Genomic DNA, 19,414 nt, shown 5'->3' on the forward strand with positions numbered 1-19,414 from the left:
TTTGTATAATTGAAAATATATAATGAAATTATCAATAAAATCGATAGAGATTAGGTGTGAACATGGAGATAAAAGAGTTAAAAACGTTTAAGATGATTGTTCAGGAAGGAACTTTCTCACTCGCGGCCAAAAAGTTAAACTATGCGCAGTCAACCGTAACGACACATATTAAAAAGCTAGAAAAGGAACTAGGTTTTCTTTTATTTGAACGTGGCTGGGATGCACGGTTAACAGCGCAAGGCGTTCTATTTGTAGAAGAAGTGGACGACTTGTTGCTGCACTGGGATTACTCAATAGCGCAAGCGCAGCGCATTAGCAATGAGGAGAAGGGAACGGTAAGAATTGGTCTATTAGACTCGTTTGCAGAAAAATTGATTCCTCCACTATTACAATATTTAAATGAGGAGAAACCGTATATACATTGTGATTTCGTTGTTGGAAATACAGCACTTTTATCACAAATGCTAGACGAAGATAAGATTGATTTTGCAGTTTGTGGAAACAACAAAAATATTTCCAATGTAAATTTCACACCACTTTGCAAGGAACAAATACAATTTATTGTGAATGATCCTCATCATCCATTATTGCAAAAAGAGCGAGTTGAAATAGCAGATATCATTGATTATCCCATTTTAATAGGGGAGAATAGTTGTTATTATTATCAATCTGTAAATGCTTTCTTATTAGAAAATAATGTATCTTTTAAAAAAGTATATAATTGCAGTGCTTTGCATCTTATTCCGCAAATGATTTTTGGAGATTTAGTAGGTATTATTCCGAAGGGGACTTCTTTAAAAGAAGGTAATATAGTAGTTAAGGTAAACGGATTTGATCCTAAAATGCCGATCGGGTTATGTGTTTCTTCTAAAAAAAGAAATTATTTGAGTCAAACGAAAAAACAACTTATTAAATTGATTGAATCATTGTTATAAATAAAGAATAAGAGCCCCTTTTCAAATAAGAAGGGGCTTTTGTTGTAAAGTTATAACTCTTTCAAAAAACGAATAAACTTCTGTAAGCTTTGCGGTTGTTGTTTTCTTTTCTTAATGACAAAGTCGACGTTGATCTTTTCAGATAGTTCTTCATAATGAACCGCATTTGTCTTTGGGCGACTATACGCAACATTAGCTGGTAGAATCGTCATGCCAAGTCCGTTATGAGCTGATTGTATAATCGACTCAAGTGAATCAAATTCCATGATTGTTTTCTGCTCAGATTCATGATTCGTACAGTAATCTAATAGTTTTTGTCTATAGATACAATTGGGATCACTGTTCACGAGTAAAGTTTGATGCGTCTGTTTTGGTGAAATGAGTATGATATTCTCATCATAACTGTACACCGTTTCAAATTGTGACTCATTGTATGTACCGCTTAAAAAAATGCCATCTAATTCCCCGTATAACAACATTTCTTGTAACTTTACGTTATGATTCGTTCTCATCTTCATATCAATATTGTGATAGAATTTCAAAAAAGAAGAGAATAGCTGCGGAACTTTCACCGCAGAAATTGTTTGAGATGCTCCAATCGTTAAAGTATCTTTCCACTTTTCAGGGTTTATTTTTGATTTTGCATCATCCATTAAAAATAGAATTTGATTTGTGTATTCTAATAACACTTTTCCTTTTTCAGTTAATGTAACGCCTCTATTGTTACGCTTTAATATTTTAGCGCCGAGCTCTTCTTCTAAGTTTTTGATGCGCTGACTTATATTCGGTTGTACATATCCTAATTTTTCAGCAGCTCTAGATATGGATTGTAATTCTGCAACGTGTTTAAAAATAAATAGGTCATGGCTTTCCAAAACTAGATTCCTCCGTTCCTTGGTATCATTTAAAATGATACCATAGTCATTATTCAGTATTATACTCCTTACGTGAACGAAGATAAAATGAAATGGAATCATATATAGTGAGGGGATTTTTAAATGGATATAGAAGATAAAGTAGTTATTATAACAGGTGGCGGTACGGGTATCGGAAAGGCTACTGCTTTGAAATTAGCAAGTTTAGGAGCGAAAGTTGTCATTAATTATAGTCGTTCTGAAAAAGAAGCGTTAGAAACTGTAAATGAAATAAAGCAGCGAGGTGGTACGGCAATCGCTGTTATGGCAAATGTAGCAAACAAAGAAGAAGTAGAGGAGATGGTTTCTCAAACTGTTAATCGTTTTGGAACAGTCGATTGTTTAGTAAACAATGCGAGTATAACAGCACAAATTCCGATGGATGATTTAGAATCTGTAACGGATGAAGTATGGGATTCACTTTTTCATGTAAATGTGAAAGGAATGTTTTACTGTATACAAGCTGTTGTTCCTTATATGAAGCAGAAACAAGGAGCGATTGTGAACATGGGGAGCGTTGCAGGGATAACAGGACTCGGATCATCTGTGCCGTACGCCGCAACGAAAGCAGCTATTCATACGATGACGAAATCACTGGCGATTGCATTAGCACCTTCTATTCGGGTAAATTGTATTTCTCCCGGTGCAGTTCAGACGAGATGGTGGGCAGGGAACGAAGAGAAGATGTACCAGCTTGCAGGACACCTACCACTCCAAAGAATTTCCACACCAGATGATATCGCGGAAGCAATTCTTTTTCAATTAACGCAAGAATCGATTACGGGGCAGGTCTTTACTATTGATAATGGGCAGACGCTTTAATAAAAAACAGCTCAGAGTTCATAGCTCTGAGCTTATCTTTTTACAGGCAATATGTCTGTAAAAGATCTATACCACATCGGAACATTTGAATTAAAAAACTCATGGTCTTTTACTATTAAGTCAATTCTCTCTAAGGCATCATCAAATGATGCAGGATCATATTTTCTCGTCCATACAATAGTAGAAAATATATTCATTGCAGCATACAGTGCATATAACTGCCAAAATGATTCATCAGGTTCATCTCCAAAATAACCGTGTATTTGTCCAATGCAAAAAGGGATACTTTTTCGTCTACTAAACAATGGCAGGTTATAAAAATCATGATACGGGTCACCAAAGTCAAATCCGTTAAAATCAATGATGCCATTATAATGATGATGAAGTACGATTACATGTCCTAAATGAAAATCATCGTGAAGTAATGTTACTGGTCTATTTTTTAGCAAAGATATGTTATCCTCAATAAACGTCAGTATTTTCTCGTCCTGTTGAAGCTTAAAATCGCCCTTTTTATACTTATTTACATAAAAGTTAAATTTCTTCGTTTGCACTTCTTCCCAGTTTATATAGGTAGGAGCTTTCACTTGATGAATGTTTCGTAACTCTTTTCCTGCGGCTAGTCCGATTTTATATTGCGTTTCATCAGACAGAGAAGTAATCATCTTACTTGCGGGAGTGCCTTCAATGTAGCTCATGACCAGTAAAGATAGTTCCGTATTCTTCAGTACTCTATATTCTATTGGCTTGTGAGTTTGTACATGTAATGTATGTAATTCTTTCAGTAATGTAAATTCTAATTCTTTCTTATCCGTTTGTTGTGTGTCCGAAACACGTAGAAAATATTTGTGATCTCCTACGCCGACAACGTATTTCCTATCTGATGAATATCCTTGTTCAATTTTTGTGATAGATGAATATCCATTTAGACATGGCAATTCATCTATTATATCCGTAATCAAGTATGACATATTCTCACCATCCCTTTATAAAATTCAGAAAAATAGAGTAACACCTTATACAATATCTGTCAAAAATTCACCTAGTGTTTCGAATAAATGGTAGGAGATTAATTTTTTGTAAATTTTGTCGAAATAAAGTTCTTTATAGAGAACTATTTGTTATGATAGTACATGCTGAGAGAATATTAAAATTAGGGGAGGAAGATGAATTTGAAGAAACTAGTAAGTGTCTTGCTATCATTTATACTACTGATTTCATTTACTGGAGCTGTAGTAAAAGCAGAAGAACGTTCCGCATTGTCTGTGCAGGACGCAATTCAACTGTTTCAGCAGCAAGGAACAAGTAAAAGAGTAGTAGAGGGATACATTGTTGGATATACGCAAAGCCCTTCTACATACACGAAGGACCCAGCGAAGTTTGGTGATACGAATGTAGCAATTGCCGATTCGCCAAATGAGACGGATCCAGCGAAAATTATGCCTGTTCAGTTACCAAAAGGTGACGTAAGAGCAGCGGTGAATGTAAAGGAACATCCTGAAAATGTTGGGAAGAAGGTTCAATTAACAGGCGCGCTTGAGTTATATTTTGGTAGCCCTGGTTTGAAATCAGTAACAGCATATAAGTTTCAAGGAGAAACGGAAAGTCGTGTGAGTGATGTGACAGCATCGCCAAACGGTGGCGAGATTGCAAAAGGGACAGCAGTGACATTAGCAACTCGTACAGAAGGAGCAACGATCTATTATACGTTAGATGGATCAGTTCCAACAGATAAAAGTCTTCGTTATAATGAATCGATTGTATTAAATGAAAACAGTGTGATAAAAGCAGTTGCAGTGAAAGAAGGTCTTGAAAATTCAGCAGTTTCAACTTTTTCTTTTACAATTGTAAAAAATGAGCAAGTTCGTATTCATGATATTCAAGGGAAATCACATATTTCTCCTTACGACGGGAAGAAAGTACGAAGTGTAGAAGGTGTTGTAACTGCATTAGATAAAAACGGTTTCTATATGCAAGACGCAAAGCCTGATGAAGACCCAGCAACTTCAGAAGGGATTTACGTGTATAAAAAAGAGGCAAATGTAGCAGTCGGTGATCTTGTGCAGGTGGATGGAGAAGTGGAAGAATATATTGGAGCTGGATATGCTGACCGATTTGATACAGATCTATCTATCACAGAAATTAAAGCAAGCAATCTTGCTGTGAAGGCAAAAAATCAACAGTTGCCAGAAGCAACTGTATTAGGTGAAAATGGTGTGAAAATTCCAGATCAAATTATTGATAACGATGCATTTGGTGTATTTGATCCAAATGAAGATGCGATCGATTTTTATGAAAGTGTAGAAGGTATGCGAGTAACAATGCCAACGCCTCAAATTGTTGGACCGCAAAAAAATGGAAATTTATATGTAACCGTTGCAAATGGTGGAGATAAAGTAACTACGAAATACGGAACGCCGCTATTAGGAGAAAATCAATTAAATCCAGAGCGTCTTTCTGTAAAAGTACCTCGTGATTACGTAGCGAAAGCAGGAGATACTTTTACTGGAGATATAACAGGTGTAGTTGGATATGACTATGGTGCTTATCGAATTTCACCAGTAACAGAATTACCATCAGTAATAGATGGTGGATTTAAACAAGTGGGTGCAAATATTCAGCCTCGTCTTGACAAATTAACAGTGGCTACATATAACATTGAGAACTTTTCAGCGAATAAAAAAGAAACATCGGATGAAAAGGTAAAAACACTTGCTTACTCTATTAAATATAATTTAAAAATGCCAGATATTATCGGTGTACAAGAAATGCAAGATAATAATGGGGCAACGAATGATGGAACAACAGATGCTTCATTAAGTGCAAAGCGTATTATTGACGCTGTAGCAGAGATTCGCGGGCCTAAGTATGAGTATGTAGAAATTGCACCTGGGAATAATCAAGATGGCGGGGCGCCAGGAGCGAATATTCGCGTTGGTTTCTTCTATAATCCATCACGTGTGAAATTAGAAAAGAATCCAAAGCTATTAGCAACAAACCCGGTGCGTATTGGACAAGATAATCCGGTATTTGATAATACTCGTAAACCGTTAGCAGCGGAGTTTACATTCCAGGGACAAAATATTGTTGTGATTTCAAGCCATTTAAACTCAAAACTCGGTGATGCGACGCCGTTTGGAAAAATTCAGCCTCTTGTATTAAAGAGTGAAGAGAAACGCGTTCAACTGGCGCAAGAAGTGAATCATTTTGTAAAAGGTATTCAAAACAGAGATCAGAATGCACCAGTTGTTGTCGTTGGCGATATGAATGATTTTGAATTCTCGAAACCATTAAAAGCATTAAAAGGCGATACAATGCAAGATATGATAGAAACAGTTTCGAAAGATAATCGTTACACGTATATTCATGACGGGAACGCACAGGCGTTAGATCACGTTTTAGTAACGAATAACATTGCACCACACACGATTGTTGATCCAGTACATTTAAATTCAAATGTGATGAAAGAACATGGCCGTGTCAGTGATCATGATCCAGTTCTTGCTCAAATTGATTTGAAAAAGGCTTCTTGATTTGTATAAAACATCCCTCAGCAATGAAGCTGAGGGATGTTTTTGTATTATAGATGTATTGATTTTTGAATGGAGTTTTTGCATCGAGCCCTTTTTTGTAGTCTTCGCATATATATTTTTTTATCTCGTTGTGCACCTTTTACATACATGAATAAACTAATGAATCCAAATAGGATACATTGTACGATTAAGACATAAGGTGAAATTCCTTCTAGAGGTTGTTTAGGATCGTATAAATGAATGGGTGCCCCTCCGATGGTAGGGAATATCGTATTTAAAATGACATAGGGGAGTGAGCTCACGACAAACGGAAATAAGATAGCCATGTAATCTCTTTTGTACAGAATAGATGCAGCGAGACCTAAAACAGCCATTAAGCCAGCAAACATAAAATTAATCCCAATATATATAAAGATATAAGCGATAGGAGAATCAAAGTATATGGATGCGAACATACCGTTATTACTTATAATCTCAGAGGATAAATTTGGAATACCATTTGGTATGGTTAGTTTACATAGCAATAAGGAAAACAAAAAAGGAAACGTATAAAGAATTCCACCAGAAAAAAATGTAACAATATATTTTGTATATAAGTAGGGAAATATAGATATTTCCTTACTTATAAAAACCTTAAAGCCATCTGCCTTATCAGAGTTATAACTTGTACTAAATGGCAAAGAAGCGATAACAGGCATTAATAAGAAATAAACGTCCATTTCATTATCACGAAATCCAATCCATTTATATGCAGTTGTTATAGTGTTATCAGGTACGTCACCTATGTATTGAATAACATAGTAATAATGATAAATTAAAATGAGAACGAACATACTGAAGAAAAAACAGATAGAAAGTCGATTCCAAAAGGCTTGTTTTATATGTAAACGAAGTGCACGCATCATGTTTGATATAGCCCCCACTAAATGTAATAAATATATCTAGTTCTATATTACTATTAATTGTAAAGATTTTCTTGTTTTTCGGTTTGATAATTTGAAAAAGAAGGGAAAATTATCATAATGGTTCACCATCATAAGGTGTGGGTGACATATAGAGAGGTGTACACTCCACTCCGAGTGGGCGCTTTCTGCGGGCGAGAGCGAGCCTCCTCGGCAAGCCTGCGGGGTCTCGCTTCCCTCGCTATTCCCGCAGGAGTCGCCACTCTCCGTTCCGTGTATTAAAAATGAATCATTTTCAAAAAATAACCCCATGTTACGGTGATGAGCCATCATAATGTAAATTTAGAGGGGCTATTAGTAAGGGCTATTTCATTTTTAAGTCCCCTTTTTCACCAGCTTGTTTTCTATTTTCCATGTACAACTTTTCTTAATTTCTAAAACGATATTCACCCCACTAGACTCTTTGTAAAGGACGTAACCATGGTCTACTTTAATATATATCAACGGTTCTCCTATGCATGTTTGTAAGCAGGATGAGTTTACGAACGCAATTAATGATAATTCGTTAGGATCCGTTTTACTCAAATCAATTAGACTCTCCATATTCGTTTTCCAAAATCCTTGTAAGTTCACACCAAATCTCTTTTCTATATCAGTAGAAGTATTGTAATTGAATACTTCTACGGTATTCTTTTTTTCTAAAAGAAAGCCATTGCCATAAAGAAATTTTATATATCCAACCCACGTGATTACAAATAGCATAACAAATAAACTAGCAATTTTGATTTAGCGTAGGCGCTTGCTCACTATCGTTTTTGAATGCAACATTTAGAGTGATCCTCCTAAATTTTTAATTTAGAATATGCTTGTCTACATATTTTTAGAAGTAAGTTCGTTGGTTGACATAGAAAATATACAAGAAACATCTTTTCATCTTCTAGTTTTTCTTGATACACTATGACAGTGGGATCATGTAACATATTTAATGATTGGAATGTTTTATACTTGGAAATAAATAAAAAGAGACCTTGTAACGAATAGAAATCCGTGATAATATCAAAAATGTACTAATTGACTATATTATCCAAATGGTCATTCCGGAGGTGACAGTGTGGCCGTCGATAGAAAACGTTCTATTATTGAAGCTGCAACAAAGTCTTTTTCAGCGTTTGGTTATAAGGCAACAACAATGGATCAAGTTGCAAAATTAGCGAATGTTGGAAAGGGAACGATTTATACGTTTTTCAAAAATAAAGAAGAGTTGTTTGGAGAAATTATTGCCAACTTAATTGCAGAAATGAAGCAAGTTGCGAAAGAAGCAATTCGTCCAGACGTTTCATTTTTTGAAAATGTACATAAAGCACTATATAGCATTTTAGAATTCAGAAAAGAACATCAATTAATGATTAAACTGATTCAAGAAGAGCGAGATATGGGTACGAAAGAAGTACAAGAGGGTATGCAGCAAGTCGAGACTGAAATTGTATCTGTCATTCAATCGTATTTAGAAGTTGCGGTTGAAAAGGGTGAAATTAGTAAATGTGATCCGGAAATTACGGCTTTTATTATGCTTCGCTTATACGTATCGCTTATTTTTGATTGGGAAAAAAATCATGAACCATTAGACAAAGAAAGAATCGCACAACTTTTTGAACTTTATTTATTAAAAGGATTGTCAAATTAAGATAATCCTTTTATTATAGTAAAATATGACTAAATGAACAAAATGGTCAATAATTCCGATAAGGAGGGAATAAGGGGTCGTGCATGTTGAATCGATATGCATTGACTTAATGAATTGAATAGTCATTTAAAATGAAAAAGTGCATAACATAGAGAGAAGATAATAAAAGTTATGGTTAAGTAATATGGATAGCAGGGGATTACTTTTTTATTTACGTTAAAATGACTAGGTGAACGAAATGGTCATAAATTGAAAAAGGGGGCGGAACAATGAGAGGATTTTCATTACTTGGTAAAGAATTTACGGAAATTATTAAAAGTAAAAAGATTTTAATACCGATTATTGCCGTTTTATTCGTACCACTTTTATATGCGGGCATGTTTTTATGGGCGTTTTGGGATCCATATGAACAGTTAGATGACCTGCCAGTTGCGGTAGTAAATCTTGATAAAGGTGCCGTATTTGATGGGAAACCAATTGAAGTTGGGGAAGGATTAGTTGATAAATTAAAGGATAATAAAAGTTTTAAATGGGAGTTTGTAAGTGAAAAAGCAGCCAAAGAGGGAATGGAAAACCGAAAATACTATATGTTAGTACGCATTCCAGAGAACTTCTCGAGCAATGCAACAACGCTGCTAAAAGAAAATCCCAAACCATTAAACTTAGAATATATTCCAAATGAAAGTTTAAACTTCTTATCTTCACAAATTGGCGGAACTGCCATTGAGAAAATAAAAAGTGAAGTATCTAATACGTTAACTAAAACGTATGCAGAGAAGATGTTTGATTCGATAAAAGACGTTTCAAAAGGATTTGCTGATGCAAAAGATGGAGCGAATCAATTACACGACGGGGCTGGAGACTTAAAAGACGGTTCTGGAAAAGTGACAGATGGCTTGCATACGTTGCAAGGGAAGTCTGGTGAGATGGTAAATGGGATTAATAAATTGAAAGATGGATCTGGTCAGGTAACAGATGGAGCAAATAAATTATTAGATGGATCTGATCAAGTAACAAGTGGTTTAAATACGTTACATGGAAAAACTGGTGAAATGACAGGTGGAATTGGAAAATTACTAGATGGATCTGGTCAAGTAACAAGTGGTTTAAATATGTTAAATGGAAAAACTGGTGAAATGCAGATTGGGATTGGAAAGTTATTAGATGGATCTGGCCAGCTATACGATGGTTCTAGCCAATTAAGCAATGGCTTACAAGTATTAGTAAATAAATCCGGTGAATTGCAGGGCGGAATTGGAAAGCTAGCAGATGGCTCAGGACAATTATATGAGGGAGTAAAAGAATTAGCGAGTAACTCTATTACATTTAATGCTGGTGTACAGCGTGCTTCAGCTGGTTTTAATGAGTTGCAACAAGGTGCTGGTGAGCTTTCAAGTGGAATGAACAAACTTGGTGGTGCGCAAGGACAATTGGCACAAGGTGCACAAGGAATTCAAAAAGGTTTACAAGATTTAAATAATCAATTGCAAAACGCAGTACCGAAACAAGAAAATAAAAAAATAAATGCAGCTGCAGGGAATGCAAACCAGTTACAGGAAGCTATGCAGTCAAATGTACAGAGTGCAAATCAAGCAGCACAGGATGTAGCGGCTTTACAAAAGCAAATTGAAAGTTTACCGAAAGAATATCAAGATCAGTTACAACCGTATGTAACGAATGCTACAAATAGTACAGCTGCTGTTCAGAAGAAGTCAGCTGAAGTAGCATCGCAATCAAAAGTAAGTGAAACACCAACTGAATCACAAACAAAATTGCCTAATCCAGACAAACTTAATGAGTTAGCTAAAGGTATTGCAAAATTAACAGAATCTCAAAATAATTTTGTTGCTAAATTCCAAGAGTTTGGTACTAGATTAGATGAAGTGAAATCTGGAGCTGAGAAATTAGAATCAGGAAGCCAAAAATTAAAGGATGGCATGAATCAATTAGCTGAAAATGGACCGAAATTTGTTGGTGGGATAAATGAATTAACAAAAGGTGCAGAGCGGCTAAATGGAGGTCTAGGAACATTATCAACAGGATCGGGTCAATTAATCGCAGGTGTAAATAAATTAGCGGATGGATCTAGTGAATTGACAAACGGCTTAAGTGTATTAAATGGTGGTTTAGGCTCATTATCTTCCGGAGCAAATGAAATGGCCGGGGGAGTGAGCAAATTAGCGGATGGCTCAAACCAAGTAACAGGCGGTTTAGGCTCATTATCTTCTGGAGCAAACGAAATGGCCGGAGGAGTTGGCCAATTAGCAAACGGCTCAAACCAAGTAACAGATGGTTTAGGTACACTAGTAAATGGCTCAAGCAAAGTAACAAATGGCCTAGGTACATTATCAAATGGATCTAGCCAATTAATCGACGGCGTAAACAAACTAGCAGATGGATCTGGCCAAGTAACAGATGGTTTAGTCAAAGTGAATGACGGTTCTGGTGAACTCGCTACAAAACTTGGCGAAGGCGCAGAAAAAACAGGGGAAGTAAAAGGGACGGATAAAACATATGACATGTTTGCAGATCCAGTGAAAGTACAAACAGAGAAAATGTCAGAAGTTCCAAACTACGGAACAGGATTTACACCATACTTCTTATCTCTTGGTTTATTCGTTGGAGCACTTCTATTATCAATTGTATATCCACTTAGGGATACAGTCGGTGTTCCAAAATCAGGATTTAGCTGGTTTATTAGTAAGTTTGGTGTTTTATTATCAGTTGGTATCGTTCAAGCTTTAGTTGCAGATGTAGTATTATTGTTCATACTTGGTGTTGAAGTACAGAGCGTACCATATTTCATTCTGTTTAGTATTCTTACAAGTCTATCATTTATCGCATTAATTCAGTGCTTAGTAACAGCATTTGGAGATGCAGGACGTTTTATTGCGATCTTAACATTGATTATCCAGTTAACAACAAGTGCAGGGACATTCCCGCTTGAGTTAATTCCAAAGTTTTTACAACACTTTAATGCTTGGTTACCGATGACATATTCTGTGTCTGGCTTTAAAGCAGTTGTTTCAAGTGGAGACTTTGGATTCATGTGGCAAAACGCAGGGATCTTAATGATTTTCATTGTGCTGTTGTCAATTGGAACGATTGGATCGTTAACTTGGATGCATAAGCGACAATTTAGAAGTGTAGTAGAGAGCAAATCAGTAGAAGCCTAAAGGAGTTATCCTTTAGGCTTTTTCTTTTGAAATATAGTTTATCCCGCTATGCGTGGGTAGTAAAATCCCCGCCTCAAAATTTAGTGGAAACAAAAAGTAGTAGGGGATAACATTCCCGTAATATCCTTTACTTTATTTAATTATGGGTTTCGCCACATGCCTATCAAGCTAAGAAATTAGTTGTTTTCCAAAACAAAAAAATTAACTAAATCCCATAAATAACTATAGGAAGATAAAAACATTGTAGCTTTCGAATAAAGTTTGATCAAAATTATGTAGTTGTTTGGTGATAATAAAATTGTTTCATTTATAATAAAATCATTTAAAAATTAATAAAGTTATTCAATTTATTCTGACGGTAATAATAAAGTAATTAAAAAGTGAAAATATTTGTTTGGAAAATACGGTTACTCATTTGCGATATTTATGTACCATGAAACAACTAATTACACTGTCTACAACTGAAATTCTCTTTGATGTCGAATGCCTTGCAAACAAAAAAATAGCACGAATGTTCGTATGAAGGTATAATTATAAGTATCTTAAAATCAAAGGAGGTCTTGCCTTATGAGTCAAAGAATTTCCTACTATGATGTTGCACCTGATGGCATGAAAATTATGATGGATATGGAGAAGTACACTAAGAAGTCTACAATTAATCGAATTACTAGAGAACTTATAAAGATTAGAGTCTCTCAAATTAACGGTTGTGCTTTCTGCATGGATATGCATACATCCGATGCTCGTAAGATAGGTGAAACCGAGCAACGAATTTATTGCTTGAATGCTTGGAATGAATGTGATTTTTATACACTTGAAGAGAAAGTTGCTCTTGAACTATCTGAGCATATTACTCTAATTCCCACTAAAAGAGTTCCTGAAGACCTATATAAGCGAGTACGTGAACACTATGACGAGAAACAATATGTTGACCTTGTTCTGGTAATTAATCAAATCAACAGTTGGAATAGAATTTCTATTGCAATGGGAAATACAGCAACTAAAAAATAATTGCTCTCAACGAACGGTAAATAAGAATAAAATTAAAGATGTTTAAAAATCACAATACAATTGTTTCATTTTTCTTTATTACGCAGTTATCATAAACTGTGACATAACTGAATTTTTGAAATTTATTGTTTCATCCTTTATAGCTTTTATAATAATAGTATCTTGAAACACGAAGGGACTGAACTATGCGCAGATATCAATATCTTGACCCCAAAATAAAAACATAATGGAGGTAAAAATATTGATTACAGAACTACAAACCGAAAGATTAGTTTTAAGAAAAATGAAAGCATCAGACTCAGCTAGCATGTTTACAATTTGGTCTGATCCAGAAGTTACAAAATTTATGAATATCAATAGTTTTACTGATGAAAGCCAAGTGGTAGATATGATTGAAATGCTTGATAAGTTATCTCGGGAAAACAGAGCTATTCGTTATTCAATAATTGAATTAGAATCAAATGAAATTATCGGTTCTTGTGGTTATAATTCATTTGATTTCAAAAACGCCAAAGCAGAAATTGGTTACGATATTAGTAAAGCTTTTTGGGGTAAGGGATATGCGCCAGAAGCCATTCTCGCTTTAATGGATTATGCGTTTCGTACTTTAGAATTCAATAGAATAGAAGCAAAAGTTGAATCTGAAAACATCAATTCAATAAAAGTCTTACAAAAGTTAAACTTTACATTCGAAGGGACAATGAGAATGTGTGAAAAATCTAATGAAAAGTTTATTGATCTAAGTATTTATTCAAAATTAATAACAGATTAACTTATACTACTTAGCCTACATTCCTTAAAATGTAGGCTATTAAATACCCTCAAAATGAAAAAAATACGTTATTCTTTCTGTAGAATCATAGGGAAATTACTTCTTATGAAAAAGAAACGAGAACTGAGTGAATATAAGGCTATATATATGATTAAAGATTATTTTTTTCTTCTTTTCCAAGCTATAAAGAAAGACACCCAAGAGCTATCAAAGATTCTACTTCGCTTGTTCAACCTCCTACAGCAAAACGGGCGAAAATCTCATAGGTATGAGAAGAAAACAGTCTTTGATATATTAGGTGTCGTTTACAATTATACCATGTCTGATAATCAAGCGGCGTAATTCAAAAAAATGAAATCCGTTAGGGTTTATTTCGTATGCAAATCTTTAAATTTCCTAAAGGTAGCCTTTAGAAAAAAGAAACAACCTCTCCTATAATTGACGTTATATGAGCTTAGCTTGGTGGCTATGGGGCGGACCCCCACATCCATCAACTTAAGAAGAATAAACGCCACCAAAACAAAAAAAGCCCCACATTTTTCTTGAAAATAAGTTGGGGCTTTTGAACCAGAAAAGTATATTTTTAACTATGAAAACTACGATAAATTTTTCCTACTTGTTAAATTCAGCAAGTAAAATTTTTTTAAAAGGATTAGGACTGTCAGTTCTACCCAAACTATTCCAATTGACGACCAACGTATGCTTGCCTCCAAGTTTACCTCCAACAAAAGTAGTAAACCCTAGAATGCCACCTGTGTGTCCCCATATCGAGACACCGCTTGGAAGCTTAGTTTCATAGATTCCAAGACCATATCCATCGATTCCTTCTTTTCCTGTAGGAACTGTAGTAAGCATTTGTTTTAGTTGCTGTTCTTTCAGTAATTTGCCACCGAGCAAGTAAGAGAAGAATTTGTTTAAGTCGTCAGCAGTAGAAATCATATCTCCAGCAGAGCTACCTGCACTTGGGTTATAATAAGTAACGTCTTTTAGCTCACTTGCTCCGTCTGGTTGGACATATCCACGGGCATGGTTGGTGCCTGGAATAACGCTTGAATTGCCAGGTAGGAATGTATTCGACAATTCAAGCGGTTCAATAATCCGATTTTCAATCTCTTCCGCATAGCTGTTTCTGGTTACTTTTTCAATAAGAATACCCAGTAATACATATCCTGTGTTTGAATAAGACCATCCATCTCCTGGGGCAAAGTCTGGGGGCAGAGAAATCCCCATCTTCACTAACTCTTCAGCCGTATACGATTTTTTTGTATCCGTAAAATCAGCGTCTTTTGACCTTGAGTATTCAGCGATACCACTTGTATGGTTCAATATCTGCCGGATCTTAATCTGGTTACCATCATATCCGTTTCCTTGAATGACACCAGGCAACCATTTTTCGATGGAGTCATCTAGATTCAAGCGGTTCTCTCCAGCTAATTGAAGTACAACCGTTGCGGTGAACGTCTTCGTCACGCTTCCAATGCGAAAGCGAAAATCTGTTTTCATTGGTTTCTTGGTTCTCAGATCCGCTATTCCAGCGGCATACCCCCACGTTTTTCCACCCTCGGAAGTTTTAGCAAGTATCCCCGGGTATCCAAGTTGCAATGTATCCCGCATTGCTTGCTTGACGGAATTACGATCTCGTTGAGTGCTTGTTTGTAACGAACTAGATACATTTTGAGTGGGCTCTGCTTTTACAATTGAGGTTGGTGTTGTATATAACAGGGAACTTCCAGCTATTAAAAGGGCCAGACTTGCACATGTAATTTGACTACGTATTTTCATAAGGCATTCCTCTCCTTTATTCATATTGTATAAGTGTTTGCTTACTGTTCCTTACTTCCTGACAAGAGGCCCTCACGCATATAGATTAAAGCCCCAGTACAAAGGTATCTATCAATACCAACAATTTGAGCCAGTTAAATCTCCACTCCCTTCTATAACAAAATTATTCAAAGGTATGAAAGCATATTATGTACCTTTAGTTATTGTTAGGATTAACACAACATGAGACATGACCCCAACCCATATTTTACTTTATTTATCCATAATATGTATTGAGAAAGAATGTAAATTCGAATCCTTTCCGTACCCCAGCTATTGATCGTTTTTTTCACCTATTATAATTAGTTATTTAGAATTTCATAATAAAAAACTGTAAAAAAAATATCGAGTCCCTTAACGAACAGGAAGTGGTTGAAAAATATGTCTATAGCACAATTTTCTTTTTTTGGTATGGTGACCCCATCGCCATCAAGCTAAGGTTTTGAAGTACCCACTAAATGAAATTTTTCTTTCTCTACAGTTAGTTATTTTGAGAAGTCAGCTCATTTTTTTGTTTTTGGGGTGTTTCTTTTTCTTAAGTTGATGGATGTGTATGGTGCCCCCTATAAGCTCATCCTTTTTTTAATTTTTTTACGTTTCCTAGTATAAATGTTCCTTCTACTTCAATGAGGGATTATGTTAACCTTTACATGAATATGATATATACTTAAATCTGAACATTCGGAAGAAAAAGAAGTGCAAAAATGCTAACTTGAAACTATAGAGAGATAGGGGGAGGGTTTATGGAAAGACAATATACAATCTCAAATTATGCACCAACATTAGAAGAATATAAATATTTATGTTCAGTTGTGGGTTGGGAAGATTATATGAACTTTGATGTTGCCGAAATATCATTAAAAAATTCTGTTTTTTCCGTTACAGTTAAGGATGAGAGTAAGGCCATAGGAATGGGAAGAATTGTTGGGGATGGAGCTATTTACTTTTACATTCAAGATGTGGTAGTTCATCCAGATTATCAAGGAATGGGTATTGGCAAAAAAATTATGAATACGTTAGTAGAGTATCTAAAAGAAAACGCACCAAATAAAGCATTTGTAGGATTATTTGCATCAGAGGGAAAAGAAAAATTTTATGAAAAATATGATTTTAAGGATTACTCACCTAGTATGACAGGAATGTTTACTGTAATAACGAAATGTGATTAAAAAATTTATATCGGGATCCCGCCCCATCGCTATCAAGCTAACAAAACAAAATTCCCCCTAAAATGAAAAAATACGCTATTCTTTCTATAGAATCATAGGAAAGGATGGCATTTTTGGTATGAATTTATCGATTTCTGACGAACTAGAATTGTTTTCTAACGAGTTGCAACGATATATGTCACCTGATGCTTTGGAGCAATTGGCTAGAAAAATGGGATTTGTTCAACGAAAAAGTAAATATCGTGCACAAGATTTAGTAGCTCTTTGTGTTTGGTTAAGCGAAAACATAGCAAATACTTCATTGACACAACTATGTAGTCGATTAGAAGCTAACACAGGTATTTCTATGAGTCCTGAAGGACTCAATCAACGCTTTAATTCTCGAGCTGTACAGTTGTTACAACAACTCTTAGCACATTTACTTCACCAAAAATTTTTTTCCTCTAGCAAAATTTTAACTTTATATACAAACTTTTTTCGTCGTATTCGTGTATTGGATTCTACACACTTTCAGGTTCCAAATACATTTGCTTCTACATATCAAGGTTCAGGAGGTAGTGGGCATAGTGCAGGTGTGAAAATTCAGCTTGAGTATGATTTACTTAGTGGTCAGTTTTTACATGTTCATGTAGGATCAGGAAAGCATAATGATAAAACTTATGGTTCTACTTGCCTAACATCTCTTCAACCGCACGATGTATGTATACGGGATTTAGGATACTTCGATTTAAAAGATCTACATACTATAGATGAGTGTGGTGCTTATTTTATTTCACGATTAAAGCTCAATACTCTTATATATCAGAAGAATAGTGAGCCTGAATACTTTCAAAATGGAACAATAAAAAAGCACTCTGAGTACATCCAACTAGATATGGAGCAATTTATTGACCAATTGCAGTCTGGTGAAACATACGAGATTCCTGAGATTTATATTGGAATGTATCAAAAACTTCCTGCAAGACTTATTCTGTATAAATTAACTGACACGCAAATGAAACGTAGACAACAGGATTTAGCATCTAAAGAGCACAAGAAGCAAATTACCTACAAGGAACGCAGTAAGCGTCTCAGTGCAATTAACTTTTACATTACAAATATTCCTTCGGAATATCTATCAAAAGAACAAGTATACGATTTTTACTCCTTACGGTGGCAGATTGAACTAATCTTTAAAACATGGAAATCGTTTTTTCGTATGCATCATTGTAATTCTGTAAAATTAGAACGACTAGAGTGTCATTTATATGGACAGTTAATTAGTATTCTTCTTTGTTCCTTCACTATGTTTCAAATGCGCCAATTACTCCTCACCAAGAAGAAACGAGAGTTGAGTGAATATAAAGCCGTATATATCATCAAAGATTATTTTCCACTTCTTTATCAAGCTCTACAAAAAGACACTGAAGAGCTATCAAAAATATTACTTCGTCTGTTCAATCTTCTAAAGAGAAATGGACGGAAATCTCATAGGTATGAGAAGAAAACAGTCTTTGATATCTTAGGTGTCGTATATAATTATTCTATGTCCCGCGATTATGCGGCTTAATAAAAAAATTTGAAACTCGTTAGGGTTTATTTGGTATGCAAATCTTTAAATAACCTAAACTAGACCTTAAGTAGAAATAAAAAATCTCACCAAAAAGTAAACTTGTATAATCTTAGCTTGATGGGCATGGGGTGGGCCCCATTTTAGCAAAACCGGAGTGGAAATGATGAGTATAAATAGTTTTGTGGGATTGATAAAGGACGAATTATTAAAAGAGTTAAGCATAAGAAGTGAGGATGAATTCGAGCCTGTAGTAGTTAAAGATATTCCTAGACTTTGGAAGTGTTTAGGGACAGGTAATTATGCCGCAGTATTTATGCACAAAGCATACAAAGATTGGGTAGTGAAAGTTTACGCGCGAGAAGGAGAAGGAATTGAAAAAGAGTCAGAAGTATACCGAAGAATTGGAAATCATCCTTCTTATTCGAAGCTTATATATAAAGGAGAAAATTTCATAGTATTGAAACGTTTAAAAGAAATTACCTTATACGATGCTATTCATAAGGGGATTAAAATTCCTAAGCAGGTAATCCTTGATATCAATGAAGCTTTAGAGTATGCAAGGAAACAAGGATTAACTCCTTGTGATGTTCACGGGAAAAATGTGATGATGGAAAACGGAAGGGGATATGTAGTCGATGTATCTGATTTCTTAAAAACAAAAGAAGATAGTAAGTGGAGAGACCTAGAAAAGGCATATTTTACATTTTACTTGCCTTTCATTTATAAATTGCCTTTCCCTGTTAAAATACCGTATTTCATGTTAAACATTGTTAGACGTTCATATAGAAAATATAAGAAGCTTAAAAAGAAATTCAAATTGTAAAAGGACCACATACTGGGGTACCGCTAGCATTTCGGAAAAAAACCACGCTAAGAGTATGCAGGATTTTATACAGTTTTTCGGCTAATCCAATAACAAACAAGAACCCTAAAACCGCGCCAGGATAGGAATGTATAAAAAAATGAATAGAGTCATAGAAAAAGAAAAAGGCGGATTCCTTGTGAAAATAGGGACCTGCCTTTTTCTTTCTGCCGATAATAATGCGTTATGTTAACCAAGCATGTATACGATATTCATAGTTTGCTACATGCTACATTCTGATAAAATGAAATAAAAGAAAAT

General features: G+C 35.1%; 15 protein-coding genes and 1 pseudogene. 11 read left to right on the forward strand and 5 right to left on the reverse strand.

The window, feature by feature from the left end:
- Positions 1 to 62: 62 nt before the first annotated feature.
- Positions 63 to 935 (forward strand): LysR family transcriptional regulator, encoded by an 873-nt coding sequence (locus ACX5JI_RS08440; protein WP_459500638.1) that lies wholly within the window; start codon positions 63 to 65, stop codon positions 933 to 935.
- A 50-nt stretch (positions 936 to 985) separates the two neighbouring features.
- Here the strand turns inward: ACX5JI_RS08440 and ACX5JI_RS08445 are convergent, their stop codons facing one another.
- Positions 986 to 1,810, reverse strand: a complete 825-nt coding sequence (locus tag ACX5JI_RS08445) for a LysR family transcriptional regulator (protein WP_459500639.1) — start codon at positions 1,808 to 1,810, stop codon at positions 986 to 988.
- Between the two features lie 123 nt (positions 1,811 to 1,933).
- Between ACX5JI_RS08445 and ACX5JI_RS08450 the strand changes: the two genes are divergently transcribed.
- Positions 1,934 to 2,671 (forward strand): SDR family NAD(P)-dependent oxidoreductase, encoded by a 738-nt coding sequence (locus ACX5JI_RS08450; protein ID WP_459500640.1) that lies wholly within the window; start codon positions 1,934 to 1,936, stop codon positions 2,669 to 2,671.
- 32 nt (positions 2,672 to 2,703) lie between these two features.
- On the opposite strand, the gene ACX5JI_RS08455 is transcribed toward ACX5JI_RS08450, so the two are convergent.
- Positions 2,704 to 3,642: an aminoglycoside phosphotransferase family protein gene (locus ACX5JI_RS08455; protein ID WP_459500641.1), complete on the reverse strand. Its 939-nt coding sequence runs from the start codon at positions 3,640 to 3,642 to the stop codon at positions 2,704 to 2,706.
- A 195-nt stretch (positions 3,643 to 3,837) separates the two neighbouring features.
- Here ACX5JI_RS08455 and ACX5JI_RS08460 point away from each other — a divergent pair, with 195 nt between their 5' ends.
- Complete coding sequence (locus ACX5JI_RS08460) at positions 3,838 to 6,204, forward strand: DUF6359 domain-containing protein (RefSeq protein ID WP_459500642.1); 2,367 nt, start codon at positions 3,838 to 3,840, stop codon at positions 6,202 to 6,204.
- 47 nt (positions 6,205 to 6,251) lie between these two features.
- On the opposite strand, the gene ACX5JI_RS08465 is transcribed toward ACX5JI_RS08460, so the two are convergent.
- Both ACX5JI_RS08465 and ACX5JI_RS08470 read right to left on the reverse strand, forming a co-directional pair.
- Positions 6,252 to 7,109, reverse strand: a complete 858-nt coding sequence (locus tag ACX5JI_RS08465) for a hypothetical protein (RefSeq protein WP_459500643.1) — start codon at positions 7,107 to 7,109, stop codon at positions 6,252 to 6,254.
- 372 nt (positions 7,110 to 7,481) lie between these two features.
- On the reverse strand, positions 7,482 to 7,892 hold the full coding sequence (locus ACX5JI_RS08470; RefSeq protein ID WP_459501057.1) for a hypothetical protein: 411 nt from the start codon (positions 7,890 to 7,892) through the stop codon (positions 7,482 to 7,484).
- Between the two features lie 325 nt (positions 7,893 to 8,217).
- On the opposite strand from ACX5JI_RS08470, the gene ACX5JI_RS08475 reads away from it, so the two are divergent.
- The 5 genes and pseudogenes from ACX5JI_RS08475 to ACX5JI_RS08495 all read left to right on the forward strand — a co-directional run.
- Entirely contained in the window at positions 8,218 to 8,790 is a 573-nt protein-coding gene (locus ACX5JI_RS08475; protein ID WP_459500644.1) for a TetR/AcrR family transcriptional regulator, read from the forward strand.
- Between the two features lie 269 nt (positions 8,791 to 9,059).
- A complete protein-coding gene (locus ACX5JI_RS08480; protein ID WP_459500645.1) occupies positions 9,060 to 11,966 on the forward strand; it encodes a YhgE/Pip family protein in 2,907 nt (968 codons plus the stop codon).
- Between the two features lie 567 nt (positions 11,967 to 12,533).
- A complete protein-coding gene (locus tag ACX5JI_RS08485; protein ID WP_459500646.1) occupies positions 12,534 to 12,977 on the forward strand; it encodes a carboxymuconolactone decarboxylase family protein in 444 nt (147 codons plus the stop codon).
- A 241-nt stretch (positions 12,978 to 13,218) separates the two neighbouring features.
- A complete protein-coding gene (locus ACX5JI_RS08490; RefSeq protein ID WP_459500647.1) occupies positions 13,219 to 13,749 on the forward strand; it encodes a GNAT family N-acetyltransferase in 531 nt (176 codons plus the stop codon).
- 93 nt (positions 13,750 to 13,842) lie between these two features.
- Positions 13,843 to 14,091, forward strand: a pseudogene (locus tag ACX5JI_RS08495) (IS4 family transposase); the annotation flags it as partial.
- Positions 14,092 to 14,361: 270 nt separating this feature from the next.
- Here ACX5JI_RS08495 and ACX5JI_RS08500 read toward each other — a convergent pair.
- Positions 14,362 to 15,531, reverse strand: a complete 1,170-nt coding sequence (locus ACX5JI_RS08500) for a serine hydrolase domain-containing protein (RefSeq protein WP_459500648.1) — start codon at positions 15,529 to 15,531, stop codon at positions 14,362 to 14,364.
- A gap of 782 nt (positions 15,532 to 16,313) precedes the next feature.
- Between ACX5JI_RS08500 and ACX5JI_RS08505 the strand changes: the two genes are divergently transcribed.
- The 3 genes from ACX5JI_RS08505 to ACX5JI_RS08515 all read left to right on the forward strand — a co-directional run bounded on the left by ACX5JI_RS08505 (position 16,314) and on the right by ACX5JI_RS08515 (position 19,114).
- The gene (locus ACX5JI_RS08505; RefSeq protein WP_459500649.1) at positions 16,314 to 16,739 is read left to right on the forward strand and encodes a GNAT family N-acetyltransferase; all 426 of its coding nucleotides are present in this window, start codon (positions 16,314 to 16,316) and stop codon (positions 16,737 to 16,739) included.
- Positions 16,740 to 16,857: 118 nt separating this feature from the next.
- The gene (locus ACX5JI_RS08510; RefSeq protein WP_459500650.1) at positions 16,858 to 18,288 is read left to right on the forward strand and encodes an IS4 family transposase; all 1,431 of its coding nucleotides are present in this window, start codon (positions 16,858 to 16,860) and stop codon (positions 18,286 to 18,288) included.
- Positions 18,289 to 18,454: 166 nt separating this feature from the next.
- Positions 18,455 to 19,114 carry a protein kinase family protein gene (locus tag ACX5JI_RS08515; protein ID WP_459500651.1) on the forward strand — a complete coding sequence of 220 codons (660 nt, stop codon included), beginning with the start codon at positions 18,455 to 18,457 and terminating at the stop codon, positions 19,112 to 19,114.
- Positions 19,115 to 19,414 lie beyond the last annotated feature (300 nt).

Source organism: Bacillus sp. C1 (assembly GCF_054570475.1).